This window comes from Nocardioides sp. Z21_20 (assembly GCF_059766585.1).
Genome location: NZ_JCBAJX010000003.1, coordinates 59,375 through 80,855 on the forward strand (window position 1 = coordinate 59,375; position 21,481 = coordinate 80,855).

The 21,481-nt window shown below is 72.6% G+C and carries 19 protein-coding genes; 9 read left to right on the forward strand and 10 right to left on the reverse strand.

The features are described from left to right. Positions 1-89 precede the first annotated feature (89 nt). The 3 genes from AC6EH9_RS06795 (at position 90) to AC6EH9_RS06805 (ending at position 4,883) form a co-directional block, all read left to right on the forward strand. Positions 90-1,451 (forward strand): DNA polymerase IV, encoded by a 1,362-nt coding sequence (locus AC6EH9_RS06795; RefSeq protein WP_498421747.1) that lies wholly within the window; start codon positions 90-92, stop codon positions 1,449-1,451. Positions 1,452-1,485: 34 nt separating this feature from the next. Beyond that, positions 1,486-3,696, forward strand: coding sequence for a S9 family peptidase (locus tag AC6EH9_RS06800; protein ID WP_498421748.1), 2,211 nt, complete (start codon positions 1,486-1,488; stop codon positions 3,694-3,696). A 224-nt stretch (positions 3,697-3,920) separates the two neighbouring features. After that, complete coding sequence (locus AC6EH9_RS06805; protein ID WP_498421749.1) at positions 3,921-4,883, forward strand: sigma-70 family RNA polymerase sigma factor; 963 nt, start codon at positions 3,921-3,923, stop codon at positions 4,881-4,883. 28 nt (positions 4,884-4,911) lie between these two features. Here AC6EH9_RS06805 and coaE read toward each other — a convergent pair whose 3' ends face one another. Next, the gene (gene coaE / locus AC6EH9_RS06810; protein ID WP_498422256.1) at positions 4,912-5,502 is read right to left on the reverse strand and encodes a dephospho-CoA kinase; all 591 of its coding nucleotides are present in this window, start codon (positions 5,500-5,502) and stop codon (positions 4,912-4,914) included. A gap of 68 nt (positions 5,503-5,570) precedes the next feature. Between coaE and AC6EH9_RS06815 the strand changes: the two genes are divergently transcribed. Next, positions 5,571-6,923: a class I adenylate-forming enzyme family protein gene (locus AC6EH9_RS06815; RefSeq protein ID WP_498421750.1), complete on the forward strand. Its 1,353-nt coding sequence runs from the start codon at positions 5,571-5,573 to the stop codon at positions 6,921-6,923. A gap of 226 nt (positions 6,924-7,149) precedes the next feature. Here the strand turns inward: AC6EH9_RS06815 and AC6EH9_RS06820 are convergent, their stop codons facing one another. Then, complete coding sequence (locus AC6EH9_RS06820; RefSeq protein WP_498421751.1) at positions 7,150-7,818, reverse strand: SIMPL domain-containing protein; 669 nt, start codon at positions 7,816-7,818, stop codon at positions 7,150-7,152. Positions 7,819-7,849: 31 nt separating this feature from the next. Further along, on the reverse strand, positions 7,850-8,800 hold the full coding sequence (locus tag AC6EH9_RS06825; protein ID WP_498421752.1) for a GlxA family transcriptional regulator: 951 nt from the start codon (positions 8,798-8,800) through the stop codon (positions 7,850-7,852). 93 nt (positions 8,801-8,893) lie between these two features. Here AC6EH9_RS06825 and AC6EH9_RS06830 point away from each other — a divergent pair, with 93 nt between their 5' ends. Next, positions 8,894-9,037 carry a hypothetical protein gene (locus AC6EH9_RS06830; protein WP_498421753.1) on the forward strand — a complete coding sequence of 48 codons (144 nt, stop codon included), beginning with the start codon at positions 8,894-8,896 and terminating at the stop codon, positions 9,035-9,037. Between the two features lie 9 nt (positions 9,038-9,046). Here AC6EH9_RS06830 and AC6EH9_RS06835 read toward each other — a convergent pair whose 3' ends face one another. The 6 genes from AC6EH9_RS06835 to AC6EH9_RS06860 are packed head-to-tail and all read right to left on the reverse strand — an operon-like array spanning position 9,047 to position 15,575. Further along, positions 9,047-10,570, reverse strand: coding sequence for a long-chain-fatty-acid--CoA ligase (locus AC6EH9_RS06835; protein ID WP_498421754.1), 1,524 nt, complete (start codon positions 10,568-10,570; stop codon positions 9,047-9,049). Between the two features lie 28 nt (positions 10,571-10,598). After that, the gene (locus AC6EH9_RS06840) at positions 10,599-11,948 is read right to left on the reverse strand and encodes an ABC transporter substrate-binding protein (RefSeq protein WP_498421755.1); all 1,350 of its coding nucleotides are present in this window, start codon (positions 11,946-11,948) and stop codon (positions 10,599-10,601) included. 44 nt (positions 11,949-11,992) lie between these two features. Further along, positions 11,993-13,099: a branched-chain amino acid ABC transporter permease gene (locus AC6EH9_RS06845; protein WP_498421756.1), complete on the reverse strand. Its 1,107-nt coding sequence runs from the start codon at positions 13,097-13,099 to the stop codon at positions 11,993-11,995. Positions 13,100-13,101: 2 nt separating this feature from the next. After that, positions 13,102-13,980, reverse strand: a complete 879-nt coding sequence (locus AC6EH9_RS06850; protein WP_498421757.1) for a branched-chain amino acid ABC transporter permease — start codon at positions 13,978-13,980, stop codon at positions 13,102-13,104. A 12-nt stretch (positions 13,981-13,992) separates the two neighbouring features. Further along, positions 13,993-14,703 carry an ABC transporter ATP-binding protein gene (locus tag AC6EH9_RS06855; RefSeq protein WP_498421758.1) on the reverse strand — a complete coding sequence of 237 codons (711 nt, stop codon included), beginning with the start codon at positions 14,701-14,703 and terminating at the stop codon, positions 13,993-13,995. Further along, positions 14,700-15,575, reverse strand: a complete 876-nt coding sequence (locus AC6EH9_RS06860; RefSeq protein WP_498421759.1) for an ABC transporter ATP-binding protein — start codon at positions 15,573-15,575, stop codon at positions 14,700-14,702. Before AC6EH9_RS06860 ends, AC6EH9_RS06855 begins: the two co-directional genes overlap by 4 nt. Positions 15,576-15,753: 178 nt before the next feature. On the opposite strand from AC6EH9_RS06860, the gene AC6EH9_RS06865 reads away from it, so the two are divergent. Continuing rightward, positions 15,754-16,995, forward strand: coding sequence for a PucR family transcriptional regulator (locus AC6EH9_RS06865; protein ID WP_498421760.1), 1,242 nt, complete (start codon positions 15,754-15,756; stop codon positions 16,993-16,995). Between the two features lie 91 nt (positions 16,996-17,086). Here the strand turns inward: AC6EH9_RS06865 and rpsA are convergent, their stop codons facing one another. Further along, positions 17,087-18,559 carry a 30S ribosomal protein S1 gene (gene rpsA / locus AC6EH9_RS06870; RefSeq protein ID WP_498421761.1) on the reverse strand — a complete coding sequence of 491 codons (1,473 nt, stop codon included), beginning with the start codon at positions 18,557-18,559 and terminating at the stop codon, positions 17,087-17,089. 339 nt (positions 18,560-18,898) lie between these two features. Here rpsA and AC6EH9_RS06875 point away from each other — a divergent pair, with 339 nt between their 5' ends. From AC6EH9_RS06875 to AC6EH9_RS06885, 3 genes are read left to right on the forward strand one after another with little or no spacing between them, the layout of a single operon-like run. Continuing rightward, positions 18,899-19,597: a class I SAM-dependent methyltransferase gene (locus AC6EH9_RS06875; RefSeq protein ID WP_498421762.1), complete on the forward strand. Its 699-nt coding sequence runs from the start codon at positions 18,899-18,901 to the stop codon at positions 19,595-19,597. After that, positions 19,594-20,427, forward strand: a complete 834-nt coding sequence (locus AC6EH9_RS06880; protein ID WP_498421763.1) for a class I SAM-dependent methyltransferase — start codon at positions 19,594-19,596, stop codon at positions 20,425-20,427. The genes AC6EH9_RS06875 and AC6EH9_RS06880 overlap by 4 nt, the downstream gene beginning before the upstream one ends. Then, complete coding sequence (locus AC6EH9_RS06885; RefSeq protein WP_498421764.1) at positions 20,424-21,452, forward strand: hypothetical protein; 1,029 nt, start codon at positions 20,424-20,426, stop codon at positions 21,450-21,452. The genes AC6EH9_RS06880 and AC6EH9_RS06885 overlap by 4 nt, the downstream gene beginning before the upstream one ends. Positions 21,453-21,481 lie beyond the last annotated feature (29 nt).

Below are 21,481 nucleotides of genomic sequence, written 5' to 3' on the forward strand. Positions count from 1 at the left end.
GCGCCGTGGAGTCAGACCCTGTGCACGCTGACCGGGCTGGGGGCGGCGCCAGGTAGTTTGCCGCCCATGGCCGGTGACCGGAGCTCGTGATGCGTCAGGAGGCCTCTGTCCTGCACCTCGACCTCGACGCGTTCTTCGCCTCGGTCGAGCAGCGCGACAAGCCCTCACTGCGCGGCAAGCCCGTCGTGGTGGGGGGCGTGGGCGGGCGCGGGGTGGTGTCCACCGCCTCCTACGAGGCGCGGCGCTTCGGGGTGCGCTCGGCGATGAGCACCCGGGAGGCCCGGTCCCGGTGCCCGCACGCCGCCTACCTCAGCGGCCGCTTCCACGCCTACCGCGCCACCAGCGACACCGTGATGGCGCTGCTGCGCTCGGTCTCCCCCCTGGTCGAGCCGCTCTCGCTGGACGAGGCGTTCGTCGACCTCGAGCAGGCCGGGCTGTCCGACTGCTCCGTGGCCACGGTGACCGAGCTCGCCGAGGAGCTCCGCGAGCGGGTCCGGGAGGCGACCGGAGGCATCACCGCCTCCGTCGGCGTGGCCACCTCCAAGCTGCTCGCCAAGATCGCCAGCGACCTCGACAAGCCCGACGGGCTCGTGGTCGTGCCTCCGGGCACCGAGCAGGAGCTGCTGCGGCCCATGCACGTGCGGGTGCTGCCCGGGGTCGGCCCGGCCACCGTCGAGCGGCTGCGGCGAGTCGGGGTGAACACCGTCGCCGAGCTGGAGCAGCTCCCCCTCGACGAGCTGGTCCGGCTGGTCGGCAACGCACACGGCCACGGCCTGTACGCGATGGCCCGGGCCCGCGACGACCGCCCGGTGACGGCCGACCGCGAGGCCAAGTCGGTGAGCGTCGAGGGCACCTACGACACCGACCTCACCGATCGCCGGCTGATGGAGGGGCTGCTCACCCGCCAGGCCGGCGACGTGGCCGCCCGGCTGCGCAAGAACGGCCTCTCGGGGCGCACGGTGTCGCTGAAGGTGCGCCTGCACGACTTCACCACGCTCAGCCGCTCCTCGACCCTGGCCTCCCCCACCGACAACCCCGTGGTCCTGGCCCGCACCGTCCGTGCGCTGCTCGCCGGCCTCGACGTCTCCGACGGCGTCCGCCTGCTCGGCGTGGGGGTCTCGGGGCTGGCCGACTGGGTGCAGGAGGACCTCTTCGGGGAGGTCGGCCAGGAGGAGGAGCCCGAGCAGGAGATCGTGCTGCCCGAGACCTCCCGGCAGCAGACCTGGGCTCCGGGGATGGACGTCGTGCACGCCGTGCACGGCCCCGGCTGGGTGTGGGGCTCGGGACGCGGGGTGGTCACCGTCCGCTTCGAGACCGCCGAGACCGGGCCCGGGCCGGTGCGCTCCTTCCGCGCCGACGACCCCGAGCTGACGGCGCAACGACCCACGGCGGAGTCGACCGACGATGACCCGGCCGGCCTCGCACCCCCGGGCACCGACGACGGCAGCTGAGGGCGATCAGGGCCACGTCGTTATCGTCTGCGCCATGGAGTCCTCCCGCACCGAACAGCACCCGCCCGCCGCACCGGCCCACGGATCGCCGGGCGACGCGGCGAGCGGAGCCGACTCCGCTCCCCTCGCCGAGCGCCGGCCGGTCGAGACCACGGTGCACGGCGACACCCGCGTCGACGACTACGAGTGGCTGCGCGAGAAGGACTCCCCCGAGGTCACCGCCTACCTCGAGGCCGAGAACGCCTGGACCGAGCGCCGTACCGCCCACCTGGCGGGCCTGCGGGAGACGATCTTCGAGGAGATCCGCTCCCGCACCCTGGAGACCGACCTGTCGGTGCCCACCCGCCGGCGTGGCTACTGGTACTACGGCCGCTCCTTCGAGGGCAAGGAGTACGGCGCGTCGTGCCGGGTTCCCGTCGTCGCCGAGGACGACTGGACCCCGCCCCAGCCGGTCGAGGACTGCGCCCCCGACCAGCCGGCCCTGCCGGGCGAGGAGCGCCTGCTGGACCTCAACGAGCTGGCCGAGGGCCACGAGTTCTTCTCCCTCGGCGGCTCGGCGGTCAGCCCCGACGACACGCTGATCGCCTGGTCGAGCGACACCGTGGGCGATGAGCGCTACACGGTGCGGGTCAAGGAGATCGCCACCGGTGAGCTGCTGCCCGACGAGATCACCGGCGTCCTCGGCGGCGTCACCTGGTCGCGCGACGGGAGCGAGCTCTACTACACGACCGTCGACGAGACCTGGCGCGCCGACAAGATCTGGCGCCACCGCCTGGGCACCACCCAGGCCGACGACGAGCTGGTGCACCACGAGACCGACGGGCGGTTCTGGGTCGGGGTCGGCCGCACCCGCACCGACCGGTTCCTGATGATCGCCTCGGGCTCGAAGACCACCTCGGAGTACCGCTTCCTCGACACCGAGCACCCCGAGCGCGGCTTCGAGGTCTTCTGCGAGCGGCGCGAGGGCCTGGAGTACTCCCTGGAGCATGCGGTGATCGGCGGGGAGGACGTCTTCCTGGTGATGCACAACGCCACCGGCCCCGACTTCGAGCTGGGCCGCGCCCCGATCCGTCCCACCCCGGCGGAGTCCTGGGTCCCGCTGATCGCCCACGACCCGGCCACCCGGCTCGAGGACGTCGACGCCTTCGCCGGCCACCTGGTCGTCCACCAGCGCAGCGAGGGGCTCACCCAGCTGCGCATCATCGAGCTCGACGACACCGCCGAGCAGGGGCTGGGCGAGGACTACCTGATCGGCTTCGACGAGGCGGTCTACACCGTCGGGGCGGGGGGCAACCCCAACTTCGCGCAGCCCACCGTGCGACTGGGCTACACGACGATGGCCGTGCCGCCCTCGGTCTACGACTACGACGTGCGCGAGCGCAGCCTCACGCTGCTGCGTCGTACCCCCGTGCTCGGCGGCTACGACCCCGACGACTACGAGGAGCACCGGCTGTGGGCCGAGGCCGAGGACGGCGCCCGGGTGCCGATCTCGCTGGTCTGCCGCCGCGGGGCCCGCGCCGACGGTCCCGTCCCGGTGCTGCTCTACGGCTACGGCGCCTACGAGCACTCGGTCGACCCCTACTTCTCGATCGGCCGGCTCTCCCTGCTGGACCGAGGCGCGGCGTTCGCGATCGCGCACGTGCGCGGAGGCGGGGAGATGGGACGCGGCTGGTACGACGAGGGCAAGCTGCTGCACAAGCAGAACACCTTCGGCGACTTCATCGCCTGCGCCCGCCACCTGGTCGACACCGGCTGGACGACGCCGCAGCGGCTGGTCGCCGAGGGCGGCAGCGCCGGCGGGCTGCTGATGGGGGCGGTCGTCAACCAGGCCCCGGAGCTCTTCGGCGGCGTCGTCGCCAGCGTGCCCTTCGTCGACGCGCTCACCAGCATGCTCGACGCGACGCTCCCGCTGACCGTCACCGAGTACGACGAGTGGGGCAACCCCGAGGCCGACCCGGAGGTCTACGCCTACATGCGCGGCTACGCGCCGTACGACAACGTGGCCGCGGTCGACTACCCGCCGATCCTGGCCGAGACCTCGCTCAACGACACCCGCGTCCTCTACGTCGAGCCGGCCAAGTGGATCGCCAGGCTGCGGGCCACCGCGACCGGACGGCGCGACTTCTGCCTGCGCACCGAGATGAGCGCCGGCCACGGCGGGGTCTCGGGACGCTACAAGTCCTGGCACGACCGGGCCTTCTCGCTGGCCTGGATCCTGGACCGGATGGGGCTCGCGGACAGCTGAGCCCGCGCTTCGCACCGATGCTCGAAAACCGTGGTCCGGGCCTGAGAAGAGCGCGCCGGCCCTGAGAAGTCCCTGAGAACCAGCCTGGCCGGCAACTCCTCGGCAAACCCACTCGTCGTTACAGGGTGTACGCAGCACCAATCCGGGAATCGACCCGGTGACGGATGAGTTGCAGAAAGTGTGGGTTTCCCGCGGGACGGGTACCCACCTGATGAGGAGGGCTCATGGCTACCAGCACTGCAACCCGGGCGACCGGAGCGCGCGAGATCGAGGGTCGCGACAGCGTCGGTCTGTACCTGGACGAGATCGCCCGCACGCCGCTGCTCGACGCGGTCACCGAGGTCGACCTGTCCAAGACGATCGAGGCCGGCCTGCTCGCCGAGCACCTGCTCAAGGAGGGCCGGGTGGGTCGGCGCAAGGGCGGCGCCCCGATGTCGGCCACCCAGGCGGAGCTCGAGTGGCTCGCCGAGGAGGGCCAGCGTGCCGTCCAGACCTTCATCACCGCCAACCTGCGACTCGTCGTCTCCATCGCCCGCAAGTACGGCCGCGCGCAGATGCCGATGCTCGACCTGATCCAGGAGGGCAACACCGGCCTGATCCGCGCGGTCGAGAAGTTCGACTACGCCAAGGGCTACAAGTTCTCCACCTACGCCACCTGGTGGGTGCGCCAGGCGATCACCCGCGGCATCGCCCAGCAGGCGCGCGTGGTCCGGCTCCCCGTCCACGTGGTCGAGGAGCTCAACCAGGTGGGCGGCGCCCGTCGCACGCTCGAGCGTCAGCTCGGCCGCGACCCCGAGCCGCACGAGATCGCCGAGGAGCTCGGCATGGACGTCGACCGTGTCCTGGACCTGATGGCGTGGGGGCGCGAGCACGTCAGCCTCGACACTCCCGTCGACGAGGACGGCGACACCTCGCTGGGTGACCTGATGGCCCAGGAGACCACGCCGAGCCCCGACCTGGAGGTGCTCGACACCGAGGCCCGCGACCGGTTGAACCGGCTGGTGGAGCTGCTCGACGAGCGCGCTGCCGACATCATCCGCTCGCGCTACGGCCTGGTCGACGGTCGCCAGCACAAGCTCGCCGACATCGGCGCGCGGCACGGCATCTCCGCCGAGCGGGTGCGCCAGCTCGAGCGCGAGGCGCTGCAGAAGCTGCGGGGCTTCGCCGACCCCGACCTGGCTGCCTGACCGCGGCACCGGGCCGGGCCGGGCCTCCTCAGCTCATCCGACGCACGCTCTCGAAGACCTCCGTCACCCGGTGGCGGAGGTCTTCGCGTGTTCCGGTGTTGTCGACCAGGTGCGTGGCGATCTCCCGGCGCTGCGCGCGGGTGGCCTGCGCCGCGATCCGGGCCCGGGCATCCTCGGGCGACATCGCGCGCAGGGAGACCATCCGGTCCAGCTGCACCTCCTGCGGCACGTCGACCACGACGACCGCGTCGAAGGTGCCCGCCATCGCGCTCTCGGCGAGCAGCGGGATGTCGTGCACGACCACCGCGTCGGGCGGCGCGGCGGCCTCAATCTCCGCGCTGCGCGCCCGCACCCGCGGGTGGATGATCGCCTCGAGGGCCCGACGCCGGTCCTCGTCGGCGAAGACGAGCGCGCCCATCGCGGGGCGGTCCAGCTCGCCGTCCGCGGTCAGCACCTGCTCGCCGAAGGCGGCCACGATCTCCTCCAGCCCCTCGGTCCCCGGGGCGACCACTTCGCGCGCCAGCTGGTCGGCGTCGATCACCACCGCTCCGAGCTCTCGCAGGATCGCCGACACCGTGCTCTTGCCCGACGCGATGCCGCCGGTGAGCCCCACTCGAATCGTCACGCGGGCAGTATCCCAGCCCGCCGGCGCGGTCGTGAGGGGGCGCGGTTTGAGAGGATGGCGCCGTGAGCGAGGACGCAGAGGGCGGGCAGACGCTGGAGACCGGGGACGGGGTGCCGCACCTGGAGCCCGGGGACCGGGTGGCCTTCCTGGTGCCCGGCTCGGCGGACTACGTCGAGCTGGTGCTCGCGCTGCTGGCGGCCGGGGTCTTCCCGGTGCCGCTCGATCCCCGACTCACGGCGTACGAGCGCCGACGGCTGCTGGCCGACCTGCACCCGGCGGTTGTTCTCGACTCCCCCGACCAGCTCGCGCCGCTGCTCGAGTCGTTGCTCGGCTCGGCACCCAGCTCGACGGCCGGCCCGGTGGCCGGGGCGCCGGGGTTGCCGCTGGGGCGCCCGATGCACGTCACCAGCGGCACCACCGGCTCCCCCAAGGCGGTCGACTCGGGCCTGCTCGACCAGGAGCGCGCCGCGGCGCTGGTCGCCGAGGAGCGCGAGCTGTGGGGCTTCCGCGCCGACGACGTCAACCTGGTGCTCAGTCCCCTGCACCACTCCGCGCCGCTCCGCTTCGCGATGGGCACCCGCCTGGCCGGCGGGCGGCTGGTGGTGCCCGGCCCCTTCGACGCCGCCGCCGTCACCGAGGCGATCCGCACCGAGCGCCCCACCACGATGTTCTGCGTCCCGGCGCACCTGCAGCGGCTCTTCGCCCACTGGGCGGAGGTCGGCGTCCCCGACCTGTCGTGCTTCCGGCTCGTCGCGCATGCCGGCGCGCCGTGCCCGCCGGCGATCAAGCACCGGCTGATCGACCTGTTCCCGGCCGGCTCGACCTGGGAGTTCTACGGCTCGACCGAGGGCCAGTTCACCGCGTGCCGCAGCGAGGAGTGGCTTGAGCGACCCGGCACCGTGGGGCGGGCCCGGCCGGGTCGCCTGCTCACCGTGGACCCGGACGGAACGATCTGGTGCGTGGTCCCCGAGCACGCCCGCTTCAGCTACCTCGGCGCCCCGGAGAAGACCGCGGCCGCGTGGCGCACCACCCCCCACGGCCCCGCCTTCTCCGTCGGCGATCTCGGCCGGATGGACGACGACGGCTACCTGTGGCTGGACGGCCGGCGCGAGGACCTGGTCATCACCGGCGGGGTCAACGTCTACCCCCTGGAGGTCGAGAACGCGCTGCGCGAGCTGCCCGGCGTCGAGGACGTCGCCGTGTACGGCGTACCCGACGACGTCTGGGGGCACCGGGTCTGCGCCGCCGTCGTCGGCTCGGTCACCGTGGCCGAGCTGGACGCCTGGGCGCGTGAGCGGCTGGGCCCGGCCAAGCGCCCCAAGGAGTACCACCTGCTCACCGACCTGCCCCGCACCGCCACCGGCAAGGTGCGCCGTCTCGAGCTCGCCGAGAACGCCGCGCAGGCTCCGGGCTGAGCGGTAGCCCGCGGGGGCTGGTGGGGTGCGTCCGGGTGCTGGTTTCGTACGCCGCGGGTGCTGGTTTCCCCGGTCGACCGGGGAACGCTGAACTTGTCGGCCGAAACTTCGCCCGACAAGTTCAGTAGTTGACAGGCGGCCCTACCCCCACCGTCTCTGCAGTCACCTGCGCCTCTGGTGCACCGCTCGCTGTACGCCGCCGCGCCCGCTCCGTCGTACCGCCCCCTCAGCCCACCGCGAACCGCGCGTCGACCGCCGCCGAGACGCCGATGTCCTCAGGGGTGAAGCTGAGGTCCGCCGGGCCTCCCCCGGCCGCTGCCCGGGAGCTCATCGCGACGCCGGCGCTCGAGACCGGGTGCAGCCCCTCGCCGAGCATGCCGGCATCGGCGATGGCGACGACCGTCACCGGGCCGAGGGCCAGCGCGTCGGCGTAGGACTGCGCCTTGTCGACCGCGTCGCGCACCGCCGCGGTACGGGCCCGGCCGGCCAGCTCGACGCGGCGCGCCTCGGTGAGGGCCCAGTCGATGCCCGCCACGCTCACGCCGGCGATCTCGACCACCTCGCCCACCCAGCGCCCGAGCGCGGCGAAGTCGCGGAACTTGGCCTGGAAGTGGGTCTGCGCATGGTGGACGATCGGCAGCTGCTTGCCCTCCTGGTTCCAGGGGCGCTGCGCCCAGGTCCGCACCTGTTCGCTGGACCACCACGTGACGGGGCCGGCGTCGGGGTCGTGCAGGCGGACGAGCCCGGCGGACACCGCCGCCGAGGCGTCGGCCACCGCCTGGAACACCTGGTGAGCGGCAGCCCCCTCGAGCCCGACCCGCAGGCGGACCGTCGCCCGCTCGGGAGGCCGGTGCGAGGTGTGGCTGCCGCGGACGGTGATCAGGGTTTGGGGCATGGGTCCCTCTCGGGTGGGGCGGCAGAGCCGGTCAGGCGGGGGTCTGGAACGAACGGCGATAGCGCTGTGGGCTCAGCCCGCGAACCCGGGTGAAGTGGTGGCGCAGCCCGGCGGCGTTGCCGAAGCCGACCTGGGCCGCCACCCAGTCCACGGGATGGTCGGTGGCCTCGAGCAGCTCCTCGGCCGCCTGGACGCGCCGCGCCACCACCCAGCTGTGCGGGGTGGTGCCGGTCTCGGCGCGGAACCGGCGCGCGAAGGTCCGCGCGGACATGTGGCAGCGGCGGGCCAGCGCCTCGACGCTGAGGTCCTCGGCGAGGTGCTCCACCATCCAGCTCAGCAGCGGTCCCAGGGTCTCGGCGTCGCAGTCGGGCACCGCCGAGGCGATGAACTGGGCCTGGCCTCCGTCGCGGTGCGGCGGCACCACCATCCGGCGGGCCGTCGTGGCGGCGGTGCGGGCGCCGAACTGCTGGCGCATCAGGTGCAGGGCGGCGTCGAGCCCGGCGGCCGATCCGGCTCCGGTGACGACCCGCCCGTCCTGGACGTAGAGGACGTCCTTGTCGACGCGGGCCAGCGGGTGCCGCTCGACCAGCGCGCCCACGTGGCGCCAGTGCGTCGTGCACCGCCGCCCGTCCAGCAGCCCGGCCTCCCCCAGCACGAACGTGCCGGTGCAGTGCGCCATCACCAGCGCCCCGCGCCGGTGCGCGGCGCCGACGGCCTCGGCGACCTCCGGGGAGGGCGCGAGGAAGTCCCGCTTCGGGACCACGCAGACCAGGTCGGCGTCGGCGGCCGCCTCGAGCCCGTTCTCCACGTACAGGTCGAAGCCCGACGCGCCGGCGACCCGCCCGGGGCGCGGCGCCGCCACCACGAACTCGAAGACGGGGTTGTCGTCCTCGGGGTGGTAGGGCTCCGCCCACACCTCGCAGATCGTGCCCAGCCCGAACGGCTCGGCTCCGTCCTGGACCAGGACCGCCACCTTGCGCATGAGCAGAGTCTGCCCCGGTGATGGCAGATAATCAACGAGCAATGTCATTCCTGCCACTCGTGGCAGGAACCCACGCAGCGCAGACTTTCTGCCATGACCTTCCTGGCGATCCTGATCATCCTGTCCCTGCTGACCGCTCTCGGCACCGCCCACGCCGTACGGCGTGACAGCCGCGGCGGGCTGCCGCCACCCGGCTCGCATCGCGTGGAGACCCGCAGCGAAGGGCTCAGCCGCTGACCGCGTCGCTCAGCCCTCGGCGTCGCTCAGCCGGCGGCGCAGCTCCCGCTTGAGCACCTTGTGGCTCGGCCCCAGCGGCAGCTCGGAGACCACCTCGACCCGGCGCGGGTACTTGTGGCCGGCGAGCCGCTCCCGCGACCAGGCCCGCAGCTCCTCGGCGTCCAGCGCGGCGCCGGGAAGCGCCACGACCACCGCACAGACCTCCTCCCCGCGCTCGAGGTCGGGCAGGCCGATGACCGCCACCTGGGCGACCGCCGGGTGGCGCGCCAGGACCTCCTCGACCTCGCGCGGATAGACGTTGAACCCGCCGCGGATGATCAGGTCCTTCTTGCGATCCACGATCTCCACGAACCCGTCGTCGTCCTTGCGACCGATGTCGCCGGTGCGGAACCAGCCGTCCACGATCGCGGCCGCGGTGGCCTCGGGATCGTCGAGGTAGCCGGCGAAGACGTTGTGTCCGCGCACCACGATCTCCCCCAGCCGGCCGGTCTCGACCAGCTCGATGCGCGCCTCCACGTCGGCCTCGGCGATCTCGACCTCCACCCCCCAGATCGGATGGCCCACGGTGCCCGGTCGGGTGCCGAACCAGGGCTGGTTGACGGTGGCCGTCGGGGACGTCTCCGAGAGCCCGTAGCCCTCGAAGACCCGAGTGGCGAAGACCTTCTCGAACTCCTCCAGGACCGCCACCGGCAGCGAGGCGCCGCCCGAGACGCAGTCGCGCAGGGTGGGCAGCTGCGCCCCGGGGCCCGCACCGAGCAGCTCGCGGGCGGCCTGCAGGAGCTGGACGTACATCGTCGGCACCCCGAAGAACAGCGTGGCCCGCTCACGCACCATCAGCTCGATCGCGCTCGCCGCGTCGAAGCGCGGCTGCAGCAGCAGCGTGGCCCCGACCCGGAAGGCCGAGTTCATCGACACCGACTGCCCGAAGGTGTGGAACAACGGCAGGCAGCCCATCACCACGTCCTCGCGCAGGAACGGGTTGGCGTCGAAGGCGTTGGCGGTCGCGTTCAGCACCAGGTTCAGGTGGGTGAGCACCGCGCCCTTGGGTCGCCCGGTGGTGCCGCTGGTGTAGAAGATCACCGCTGGGTCCTCTGCCTCCCGCGGCGCGGCCGCCGGCAGCGGCTCGCACCCGGCACCGAGCCCCTCGACCGCGAGGGCAACCGCTCCGGCCTCGTGCGCGGCCTGCTCGGCGATCTGCGCGAAGGAGGCGTGATGGAGCACCAGCCCGGCCCCGCTGTGTCGCACCAGGTACGTCGCCTCCTGGGGCCCGAGCAGGGTCGGGATCGGGACCACGACTCCCCCGGCGGCGAGGATGGCGTAGTAGGTGCGCACGAAGTCGACGACGTTCGGCGCCATCAGCGCGACCCGGGTGCCCGGCCCCACGCCCCGCTCGACCAGCGCGGCCGCGCTGCGCCTGGCCTCCTCCCACAGCGTCGCGTAGTCGACACGCAGCTCGCCCTCCACCACGGCGGTGTGGTGCGGGGTACGGCGCGCCGGCTCGGCGAGGACGGAGGCCAGGCTCAGCAGGGTCACAGGATCTCCCGGGTCGCGGGTGCCGGCACTACTCGGGCAGGCCGCTCTCCGGCGGCGCGTCGCCGGCAGCCGACTCGTCCTCGGTGATCTCGGCGTCGCCGATGTCGGTGACCAGCACCGGCGTCTGCGGCTCGGCCTTGCCGCCCTTGAGCTCGACGACGGCCATGCCGGAGATGCCGAGGTGGCTGTCCTCGGAGTAGCGGAAGGGCGCCTGGGCCGGACCCTCGAAGTCGCCGCCCTCCTCCTCCAGGACCTCCACCACGCGCTCGCGGGTGAGGTCGTCCCCGGCCGCCTGGAGCGCCTGGACGAAGGTGTAGGCCTGCGACATGCCGTAGACCACGTAGTTGGTGAGTTCACCCTCGCCGTGCTCGTCCCAGACCTTCTGCCACAGCTGCATCCACGGGTCGTCCGGGGCGTCGACGCCGGGGATGTACTCGGTGGTCATCACGCCGTCGAGCAGGCTGGCGCTGTCCTTGACCGCTCCCTCGGAGAACCGCGCGAGCAGCGAGCCGACCAGGGCCGGGTCCGCGCCGACGTTGCTGTAGAACCAGGTCGGCGTGAAGCCGATCTTCATCGACACCAGCTGGCTCAGCGCGGTGTAGGAGGGCACGTTGAAGCCGAGCACCAGGTCGACCCCGGCCGCCTTGAGCTTGGCGATCTGCGGAGCCACGTCGGTGTTGCCCGGCGTGTAGGAGACGGTCTCGACGATCTGGTCGTCGAGGAACTGGCGCGCGCCCTTCTCGCCGTCCTCGCCGAAGTCGTCGTCCTGGAGGAACAAGCCCACCTTGGCGTCGGGCATGTTCTCGGCGACGTACTGCCCCATGATCTTGCCCTCGATCTCGTAGTCCGGCTGCCAGCCGAAGCTCCACGGGTACTTCTCCGGGTCGTCACCCCAGGCCAGCGACCCGCTGGAGACGAACAGGTCGGGCACCTCCTCGCCGTTGAGGAAGTCGATCACCGCGCTGTGGGTCGGCGTGCCCAGGCCGGCCACCATGCCGAAGATCTCCTCCTGCAGGACCAGCTCGTCGGTGACCGTGGAGGTGTTGGTGGGGTTGTAGGCGTCGTCCTTGACCAGGTACTCGATCTGGCGGCCGTTGATCCCGCCGTTGGCGTTGACGAAGTCGTAGTAGGCCTTGTGACCGGTCGGGATCTCGCTGTAGCCCGGGGCAGCCACGCCGGTCAGCGGGTAGTGCCCGCCGATCTTGATCGTGTCGGCGGTGACGCCGACCGACGAGCCGGCGTCGTTGCCCTCGTCGCCCTCCTCACGCCCGCCGGCGCCGCAGGCCGCGATCAGGGAGGTGGCGGTGACCGCGGCGGCGAGCTGGACACTCCGGCGCGCCACTGCGCCACGGTTCCTCGAGATGTGCGGACTCTTCATGGATGGTGCCTTCCTTCGGGTGATGGGAGCTGCGCGTCGGGGCTTCAGGGACGGCGTTGCTGACGGGTCAGCCAGGCCATCCGGGCGGTGCCGGCGATGCCGGCTGGGACGAGGAGGATCACGGCCATCGTGGTGAGGCCGTAGACCAACGGGGCGAGCTCGGCGGCCCGGACGTCGCTCAGCCCCGCGCTCAGCCCGAGGTCGGTGACCAGAGGCTGCAGGAAGGTGATCAGCGCGGCGCCGATCAGTGCCCCGGTCAGGCTGCCGAGCCCGCCCAGCACCACCGCGCTGAGCAGGGTCAGGGACAGCGTCAGCGTGAAGCCGCTGGGCGCGGCGATGCGCACGGCCATCGCCATCACCGCGCCGGCTAGGCCCGCGCACCCGGCGCTGACCAGGAAGGCGAGGACCCGGGTCCGGCCCAGGTGGATGCCGGCCAGCTCGGCGGCCACGTCGTCGTCGCGCACCGCCCGCCAGCTGCGCCCGACCCGGCTGCGGCTCAGGTTGGCCAGCAGGACGAAGCAGACGAGCAGGCTGATCCAGGCCATGTAGGCGATGTAGCGGGTCCGGTCGATCTCGGTGCCGAGCACGAAGAAGGACGCGTCCAGGACCCAGTCGGGGATCGGGGGCACCAGCACGGTGACCCCCTGCTCGCCACCGAGGTCGTCGAAGTACAGCGCGGTGCTGGGCACGGCGACCGCGAGGGCCAGGGTGGCGCCGGCGAGGTAGGGGCCGTGCAGGCGGGCCGCGGCCAGGCCGACCACCGCGCCCACGAGCAGCGCCACCAGGGTGGAGGCCACCAGCACTCCCACCAGCGGAACCGGCGGCTCGCCGTCATTGAGCATCAGCGCGGCGGTGTAGGCGCCGATGGCCATGAACGCGCCATGGCCCAGCGAGAGCTGGCCGTTCAGGCCGGTCAGCACGGTCAGCCCACCGGCGGCGATGGCCAGGTAGGCCATCGAGGTCAGCTGGACGGCCCGGAACGGGTCGACGCTCTCCAGCACGGCCACCACCAGGAGCAGGCCGAGCCCGGCGATGACGAGGTGTCGACCGAGCACCGAGCGGCGCCACCAGGCGCGCAGCCGCGGCAGCCGGCGGTCGCGCGCCGGGGCGCTGGACGGCTTGCTGGTGGACTCGGGGATGGTGGCGGTCATGGTCAGACCCTCCGCTCGACGGTGTGGGAGAAGAGGCCACCGGGGCGCACCAGCAGCACCGCGATCAGGATCATCAGGGCGGCCAGCGGCACCAGCTCGGAGCCGGCGTACCCGCTGACGAAGCTCAGCGACAGGCCGAGCAGGATGCCGCCGAGGACCGAGCCCACCGGGCTGTCCAGCCCGCCCAGGACGGCAGCCACGAAGCCGAAGACCACGACGGAGTCCATGTACGCCGGGTGCACCAGGCTCCCGCCGGCGATCAGCAGTCCCGCGAGGGAGCCGACGACGGCGGCCAGGGCCCAGCCGAGGGTGAGCATCTGCCCCACCTTGACCCCGAGGATCCGCGCCACCTCCGGGTTGAAGGCGGACGCCCGCATCTTCAGGCCGAGGTCGGTGCCGCGGAAGAGCAGCACCAGCAGCACCAGCACCACCGCGACGGCGACGATGCTGAAGACGCCGAACCCGGTGATGGCCAGCGTGGTGTCGCCGACCTCGAAGCCGCGGATGCCGAACGGCGCCGGGAAGGACCGGTAGCGCGACCCGAACACCAGGGCCGCACCCGAGTGCAGCACGACGAACAGGCCGAGGGTGAGGATGACCGCGTTGATCTCGTTCTTGCCCTCCACCGGACGCACCAGCACCCGCTCGACGACGGCACCGAGGACCAGCCCGCAGACCAGGGCCGCGGCGAAGCCGAGCCAGTAGGAGTAGCCGGCGTCGATGATCATCAGCGCGATGTAGGTGGTGACCATCGCCATCGGCGCCTGGGCGAAGTTCACGATCCGGGTGGAGCGCCAGATCAGGCACAGCGCCAGGGCGAACGCGGCGTAGACCGCCCCCAGGGTCAGGCCCGTGAGCGAGGTGGTGAGGAGCTGTTGCACGTGATCTCCCGTTCAGAATCCGAGGTAGGCGTGGCGCAGCTGCTCGTCACCCGACAGCACGGCCGCATCGTCGTGGGCCACGACCCGGCCGAGGTTGAGGATGACGCCGCGATCGGCGATGGACAGCGCGCTGCGCGCGTTCTGCTCGACCAGCACGACGGTGAGCCCCTGGCTCTCGACGAGGCCGCGGATCAGCGCGAAGATCTGGGCGACGATGCGGGGCGCGAGGCCCAGCGAGGGCTCGTCGAGCAGGAGCACCCGCGGCGAGGCCATCATCGCCCGCCCGATCACCAGCATCTGCCGCTCGCCCCCGGAGAGCACGTGGGCCACCGCGCCGCGGCGCTCGCCCAGCACCGGGAACAGCTCGTAGATCTGCTCCACCTCGATCGGGTCCGAGCCCTCGGTCCGGTGCAGGCCGCCCAGGCGCAGGTTCTCGGCGACGGTCAGCTGGGTGATCACCCCGCGCCCCTCGGGCACGTGGGCGACGCCGATGTCGGTCATCCGCTCGGCCGGCCTGCGGGTCACGTCGTCCCCGCCGACGATCACCTGGCCCCCCGCGGCGCGCACCAGCCCCGAGGCGGCGCGCAGCAGCGTCGTCTTCCCCGCCCCGTTGGCGCCGAGCACGGCGGTGATCTTGCCCTGCGGCGCCGCGAAGGAGACCCCGTCGAGCGCGGTCACCGCGCCGTAGCGGGCGGTCAGGCCACGCACCTCGAAGGCGCTCATCGGACCCGCCCCTCGCCCGTCGCGTCGCCCGAGCGGTCCGGGCCGTCCTCGTCGGGGGCCACCTCGTCGCCCAGGTACGCCGCGAGCACCGCAGGATCGCGGCGAACCTGCTCGGGCCCGCCCTGCGCGATGACCTTGCCGAAGTCCAGGACGGTGATGTCGTCGCACACGCTCATCACCAGGTCCATGTGGTGCTCCACGAGCATCACCGCCATCCGATCGGTCAGCCCCCGGATCAGCTCGCCGAGCTCCTGCATCTCGTCGTGGGAGAGCCCGCTGGCCGGCTCGTCGAGCAGCAGCAGGCGGGGCTGGGTGACCAGCGCACGCGCCAGGGCGACCCGCTTGCGCACCGGGTAGGGCAGGCTCGCGGGGTAGCGCCAGGCGCAGTCCGCGATGCCCAGCTCGGTCAGGATCGCCATCGCGTGGTGGGCCAGCTCGGCGTCCTCACGCGGGCCCCGCCCCACCCCGGCCAGGGCCGACCAGAACCCGCCGCGGGCGTGCCGCCCGGCGCCGACCATCACGTTCTCCAGCACCGGCATCCGGTCGAAGAGGCCGAGGCTCTGCAGGGTCCGGGCGATCCCGTGGCCGGCCAGCTGGTGGGGACGCAGCCCGGTCACGTCCCGGCCCTGCCAGCCCAACCGGCCGGTGTCGGGGCGCACGAACCCGCACGCCACGTTGAACAGGGTGGTCTTCCCCGCTCCGTTGGGCCCGATCACCCCGAGGACCTGGTGATCGGCCACCTCGAGCGAGACCCCGGTCAGCGCGTGCACGCCGCCGAAGTTCACCGACACGTCGCGCATGGTGAAGACCGGCTCGCCGGGAGGGACGGACGTGGGCGGGACCGGCGACGCGGGCGAGGAGCTCGCTCCCATCGGTGCCTCCTGGGGCAGAACCCCGCACCTCGTGCGGGGCGTCGAATGTGACGCCCCTCACTTTGGTCTCCGCGCCCACCGGGCGATATGGGCTCAGCGCCCAAGATCCGTCGTGCGCGACGCCCCAATCACCCCAGGAGGGGTTGGCGACCTGTGCGCAGCGTGCAATCGTAAGCCCATGTCTGTGACGCCCGCCACATCGCGCCCTCAGCTGCCCGCGTGGCACCGGGGAGGCGAGCCCGACCTGAAGCAGCGGATCCAGAGCGCCTGGGCGACGCTTCTGGACCGGGCGGACGCGATCGCCGACGACATCACCCTGACGCTCCTGGAAAAGGAGAAGGACTGGTACGCCGACCAGCCGGAGCTGCGCGCCGACATCCGGGCCAGCACCCGTGAGCACGTGCGGCGCGGCATCCGGACGATGGCCGGGCTCGCGGAGCCGGGTGAGGGCGCCATCCACGTGTGGCGCGACACCGGCCGGCGGCGCGCTGCCCAGGGCGTGCCCCTGGAGCACGTGCTCAACGCCTACACGCTCGGCACCCGGGTCCTGTGGGAGGCGCTGGTCGAGCAGCGCGACCGCGGCGTGCTCGACGAGGACGACAGCGTGCTGCTCACCGCCGGCCAGCGGATCTGGTCGGCCCTGGACCTGCAGAGCTCCACGCTGATCGACGCCTACCGCCGGGAGAGCGCTCGCCTGGAGCGGCAGGACCGAAGGCGCCAGGAGCACCTCCTCGAGCGGCTCGTCGAGGGAGGCAACCACGACGCCGCCTTCCTGGCCGAGGTGCGCGAGGTGCTCGGCTTCACCCCGGACGACGCCGTCGCCTGCGTGGTCGGCCACTTCGACGGACAGCTCGACGGCCCCCTTCGCGCCGCCGACGACAGGCTCGAGCGCAGCGGCCTGACGTCGTACTGGCGGGTGCGCGGCGAGATCAACTTCGGTCTCGTCTCCCTGGGCGAGCTCACGGTCAGCGACCTCGTCGCCCTGCTCGCCCCCGGCGCCACCGGGCGGGTGGGCGTGGCCCAGAGCCCGGACGGGCTGGCCGGCATCCACACCGCCTACCGGCTGGCGGAGAAGGCCTCGGGGACGCTGCCCCGCGGCACCGCGCGGGTCGTCTCGGTCGCCGAGCGGCTGCCCGAGGTCCTGCTGGGGGCCAGCCCGGAGGTCGCCCACCTGCTGGTCGCCGAGACCGTGGGACCGGTCCTGGCGCTGCCCTCGCAGCAGGGGCAGGTGCTGCTGGAGACGCTCTCGGCACTGCTGACCCACAACGGCTCACCGACCCACGCGGCGGAGTCGCTGTTCTGCCACCGCAACACCGTGATCTACCGGATGCGCCAGATCGAGGGCCTGACCGGACGCAGCCTCGGCGACGCCCGGGACCGGCTCCTGCTCGGGCTGGCGCTGACCGCCCTGGGCCGCTGACGGACGAGGGCCCCGCCCACCCGGAGGTGGACGGGGCCCTCGCCCTCGTGCTCAGGTCCGCGCCGTCACGGCGCGGGCCGGGGTCAGTGGATCACTGACCGCCGGTGAGCTTCTCGCGCAGCGCCTGGAGCGCCTCGTCCGAAGCCAGCGAACCGCCGGTCTCGGCCTCGGCGACCTCCTCGGAACCGCTGGAGTACGAGGTGGCCTCGCCGGCCTCCGCCTCGGCAACCTTGGCCTCGGCCTGCTGCTTGACGTGGGCCTCCCAGCGGGCGTGAGCCTTGGCGTACTGCTCTTCCCACGTGGCGCGCTGCTCGTCGTAGCCCTCGAGCCACTCGCCGGTCTCCGGGTCGAAGCCCTCGGGGTAGATGTAGTTGCCCTGCTCGTCGTACGACGCCGTCATGCCGTAGAGCGTCGGGTCGAAGTCCTCGGAGTCAGACGCGGCTGCGGTCTCGTTGGCCTGCTTGAGCGACAGCGAGATCCGGCGACGCTCGAGGTCGATGTCGATGATCTTGACCATGACCGAGTCGTTGACCTGCACGACCTGCTCGGGGATCTCGACGTGACGCTCGGCGAGCTCGGAGATGTGCACCAGGCCCTCGATGCCCTCCTCGACCCGGACGAACGAGCCGAAGGGCACCAGCTTGGTGACCTTGCCCGGCACGATCTGGCCGATCTGGTGGGTGCGGGCGAAGTGCTGCCACGGGTCTTCCTGCGTCGCCTTGAGCGAGAGGGAGACACGCTCGCGGTCCATGTCCACGTCGAGCACCTCGACGGTGACCTCGTCGCCCACGGCCACGACCTCGGAGGGGTGGTCGATGTGCTTCCAGGACAGCTCGGAGACGTGCACCAGACCGTCGACGCCGCCGAGGTCCACGAACGCACCGAAGTTGACGATCGAGGACACGACGCCCTTGCGGATCTGGCCCTTCTGCAGCTGGGTCAGGAAGCCCTGGCGAACCTCCGACTGGGTCTGCTCGAGCCACGCACGACGCGAGAGCACGACGTTGTTGCGGTTCTTGTCGAGCTCGATGATCTTCGCCTCGAGCGTCTGGCCCACGTAGGGCTGCAGGTCGCGGACGCGGCGCATCTCCACCAGCGACGCGGGCAGGAAGCCGCGCAGGCCGATGTCCAGGATGAGGCCGCCCTTGACGACCTCGATGACGGTGCCCTCGACGACGCCGTCCTCCTCCTTGACCTGCTCGATGGTGCCCCAGGCGCGCTCGTACTGGGCGCGCTTCTTGGACAGGATCAGGCGACCCTCCTTGTCCTCCTTCTGGAGGACCAGGGCCTCGACCTTGTCGCCCACGGAAACGACCTCGGAGGGGTCGACGTCGTGCTTGATCGAGAGCTCACGGGAGGGGATGACACCTTCGGTCTTGTAACCGATGTCGAGGAGGACCTCGTCACGGTCGACCTTCACGATGGTGCCCTCGACGATGTCACCGTCGTTGAAGTACTTGATGGTCGCGTCGATCGCCGCGAGGAAGTCTTCTTCCGACCCGATGTCGTTGATGGCCACCTGGGGCGCATCGTAGTCAGGAAGAATGGAGATGCTACTCGTCATAAGGGAAGGATTTCCTTGGATGGATGGGGTCGTGCGGGAGCGCTGATGAGGTCAGTTGTTCACTATCGCGGTGACGCGCCGGGCACCCCGGAGGGCGTCGGCGCTGATAGCGAGCGAGGGTCCGCTCCGTCTGGAACCCAGGCAGACCTCGGCGCAGGCTAGAGACTACGCGCGCGGGAGGGCCGCGTCCAACCCGGAGCGCGCATTGCGGGGTCCCTCCTCACACGCCCCGGCGAGCGCGCGGAGCGGATTCCGCTCAACCGCCACCGGGCGCCCCTTCGGGGCCAGTAAAGTCTGCGCCAGGACGTCCGCTGCCGGCGGACGCGGCGAAGGAGCACGGTGGACGAGCAGGAGATCAGGAAGTCGGCGTCGCTCGAGGAGCGGCACTGGTGGTACGCCGAGCGACGCGCGCTGGTCCGGCGGCTGGTCTCGCCGCTGCCCCCCGGGCGCGCCCTCGACATCGGCTGCGGCTCGGGCGGCAACACCGCGGTGCTGCGCGACCTCGGCTGGCAGGTGGCCGGCCTGGAGTACTCCCCCGTCGCCGCCGCCCTCGCCGCCTCCCGCGACCTGCCGGTGGTGCGCGCGGACGCGCGTCGCTTCCCCTTCGCCGACGCCTCGGTCGACCTGGTCATGTCCACCGACATGTGGGAGCACGTCGACGACGACGAGGCCGTGGCCCGCGAGACCTTCCGGGTGCTGCGCCCCGGAGGCCGGGCCCTGGTCGCCGTGCCCTGCAGCATGAAGCTGTGGAGCGGCCACGACGTCGCCCTGGGTCACCTGCGCCGCTACGAGAAGGCCGACCTGACCGCGCTGCTGGAGAAGGCCGGGTTCGAGGTGCGCGACGTGATGTCGTGGAACGTGCTGCTGCGCCCCGTCGCCCAGGTACGACGCCGCTCCAACACCGGGGACAGCGAGATGGAGGAGGTGCACCCCCTCGTCAACGCCGGGCTGCGCCTCGCGGTCGCCACCGAGCGCTTCCTGCCGGTGCGCGACCTGCCCGGGATCAGCATCGTGGCCCGCGCCGTGAAGCCCCGATGAGCGACCGGCCGATCCCCTGGGCACCACAGCCGGCGATCCGGGTGGAGCGCGAGCCCGTCACCGAGTCCGACTCGGTGCGCGCCAACCGGCGCGACTGGGACGCCTACGCCGACGAGTACCAGTCCACGCACGGGGAGTTCCTCGGCGACGTCGGCTTCGTGTGGGGCCCCGAGGGCCTCACCGAGGACGAGGCCGGGTTCCTGGGCCCGCTGGCCGGCAAGGACGTGCTCGAGGTCGGCTCCGGTGCCGGGCAGTGCTCTCGGTGGACCATCGCCCAGGGGGCCTGGGCGGTCGGGCTCGACCTGTCCTTCCGCCAGCTGCAGCACTCCCGGCGCATCGACGAGTCCAGTGGTGTCGCGGTCGCCAACATCCACGGCACCGCCACGGCGCTGCCGTTCCGCGCCGGCTCCTTCGACGTGGTGTTCTCCTCCTTCGGTGCGCTGCAGTTCGTGGCCGAGGCCGACACCGCGGTGGCCGAGGTCGCCCGAGTTCTGCGCCCGGGAGGCCGGTTCAGCTTCTCCATCACCCACCCGACCCGCTGGATGTTCCCCGACGACCCCGGCGAGGCGGGCCTGACCGCCTCGCAGTCCTACTGGGACCGGCGCCCCTACGTCGAGGTCGACGCGGAGACCGAGCGGGTCTCCTACGTCGAGCACCACCGCACCATCGGGGACTGGGTCCGGATCCTGCACCGGCACGGTTTCGTGCTCGTCGACATCGCCGAGCCGGAGTGGCCCGAGGGGCACGAGCGGGTGTGGGGCGGCTGGTCGGGCGTGCGCGGACGACTGACCCCGGGCACGGCCGTCTACATCGCCGACCTCGCCCGATGACGCCGCCACAGCCACCGCCCGAGCCCCCGCACTGGGTCGCCGATCCCACCGTGGTGTGGAACGTCGTGCTGGCCGCCCGCCTCGTCGACCCGCCGGACGTGGCCGAGGTCCGCTCCCGGCTCGAGGTCGTCGCCGCCGAGCTCGGCTGGCGCCCCGCCCCCGTGGAGACCGCGGCGGATCCCGGCGAGCTCGTGGCCCGGTTCAGCACCGCGCCGGCTCGACCCGCCCTGGTCGGGGTCAGCCAGGACACGATCGTCGTCGCGGCACACCACCAGCACGTGGACGGGCTGGGACTGCTCGGCCTCCTGCACCGGCTGACCGGCCTCGAGGTGACCAGCTCCGCGCGGGGACTCGGAGAGCGTCCCGCGGCGCCGGGGGGTGCAGCCGCGATCCTGCGCCGCCTCGCCGAGGTGGCCGTGCGCCCACCGGCCCGGGTCGCACCCGGCTCCGGGCGTCGGGGCCACCCCGGCGACACCTGCGTGGCGCGCCGACGCCCCGGCTCACCCCGGGTCGCCGACCTGGTCGTGGCCGCGGCCGCCGGCGTCGCGGCGTACCACGGTGAGCGGGGCAGGCCGACGCGGCGCGTCGCGGTGGCGGTGGGCGCCTCGCGTCGCTCCGGCGACGACCTCGTCATCGCCGATCGCAGCGCGCTGCTGCGCCTGCTCGAGGTCGAGCGGCTCACTTCCCAGGAAGTACGCCGACGGCTGCGCGAAGCAGCGCCCGAGGCTGAGCCGGGGGGCGGCGGCCATCCTGTGCTGGCCCGCGCGATGGGTCTCGGCCTGCGCCTGCTCTCGGCACGGCTGGGCTCCACGGTCCTGGTCTCGCACCTCGGCGAGATCCGGGCCCCCGGCGTGCGTGACCTCGCGTTCTACCCGGTCACCGGCGGCGGATCGGGCATCTCGCTGGGCTGCGCGACGGTGCTCGGCGCCGGCACCACGCTCACCCTGCGCGGGCGCGGAAAGACACACGGCGCCGACGTGTGCGAGGAGCTCCTCGCACACATCGACGCCGCGCTGCCCGGCTGAGGGGCCCCGCAGGTCAGACCTGCGGGCCC

Bases quoted from the DNA above. Each gene is read 5' to 3' on its own strand.
- AC6EH9_RS06880 (WP_498421763.1), top strand. From the start codon at position 19,594: ATGAGCGACCGGCCGATCCCCTGGGCACCACAGCCGGCGATCCGGGTG.
- AC6EH9_RS06830 (WP_498421753.1), top strand. From the start codon at position 8,894: ATGACCTTCCTGGCGATCCTGATCATCCTGTCCCTGCTGACCGCTCTC.
- AC6EH9_RS06865 (WP_498421760.1), top strand. From the start codon at position 15,754: ATGTCTGTGACGCCCGCCACATCGCGCCCTCAGCTGCCCGCGTGGCAC.
- AC6EH9_RS06845 (WP_498421756.1), bottom strand. From the start codon at position 13,099: ATGACCGCCACCATCCCCGAGTCCACCAGCAAGCCGTCCAGCGCCCCG.
- rpsA (WP_498421761.1), bottom strand. From the start codon at position 18,559: ATGACGAGTAGCATCTCCATTCTTCCTGACTACGATGCGCCCCAGGTG.
- AC6EH9_RS06860 (WP_498421759.1), bottom strand. From the start codon at position 15,575: ATGGGAGCGAGCTCCTCGCCCGCGTCGCCGGTCCCGCCCACGTCCGTC.
- AC6EH9_RS06825 (WP_498421752.1), bottom strand. From the start codon at position 8,800: ATGCGCAAGGTGGCGGTCCTGGTCCAGGACGGAGCCGAGCCGTTCGGG.
- AC6EH9_RS06885 (WP_498421764.1), top strand. From the start codon at position 20,424: ATGACGCCGCCACAGCCACCGCCCGAGCCCCCGCACTGGGTCGCCGAT.
- AC6EH9_RS06855 (WP_498421758.1), bottom strand. From the start codon at position 14,703: ATGAGCGCCTTCGAGGTGCGTGGCCTGACCGCCCGCTACGGCGCGGTG.
- AC6EH9_RS06805 (WP_498421749.1), top strand. From the start codon at position 3,921: ATGGCTACCAGCACTGCAACCCGGGCGACCGGAGCGCGCGAGATCGAG.
- AC6EH9_RS06800 (WP_498421748.1), top strand. From the start codon at position 1,486: ATGGAGTCCTCCCGCACCGAACAGCACCCGCCCGCCGCACCGGCCCAC.
- AC6EH9_RS06795 (WP_498421747.1), top strand. From the start codon at position 90: ATGCGTCAGGAGGCCTCTGTCCTGCACCTCGACCTCGACGCGTTCTTC.
- AC6EH9_RS06820 (WP_498421751.1), bottom strand. From the start codon at position 7,818: ATGCCCCAAACCCTGATCACCGTCCGCGGCAGCCACACCTCGCACCGG.
- AC6EH9_RS06840 (WP_498421755.1), bottom strand. From the start codon at position 11,948: ATGAAGAGTCCGCACATCTCGAGGAACCGTGGCGCAGTGGCGCGCCGG.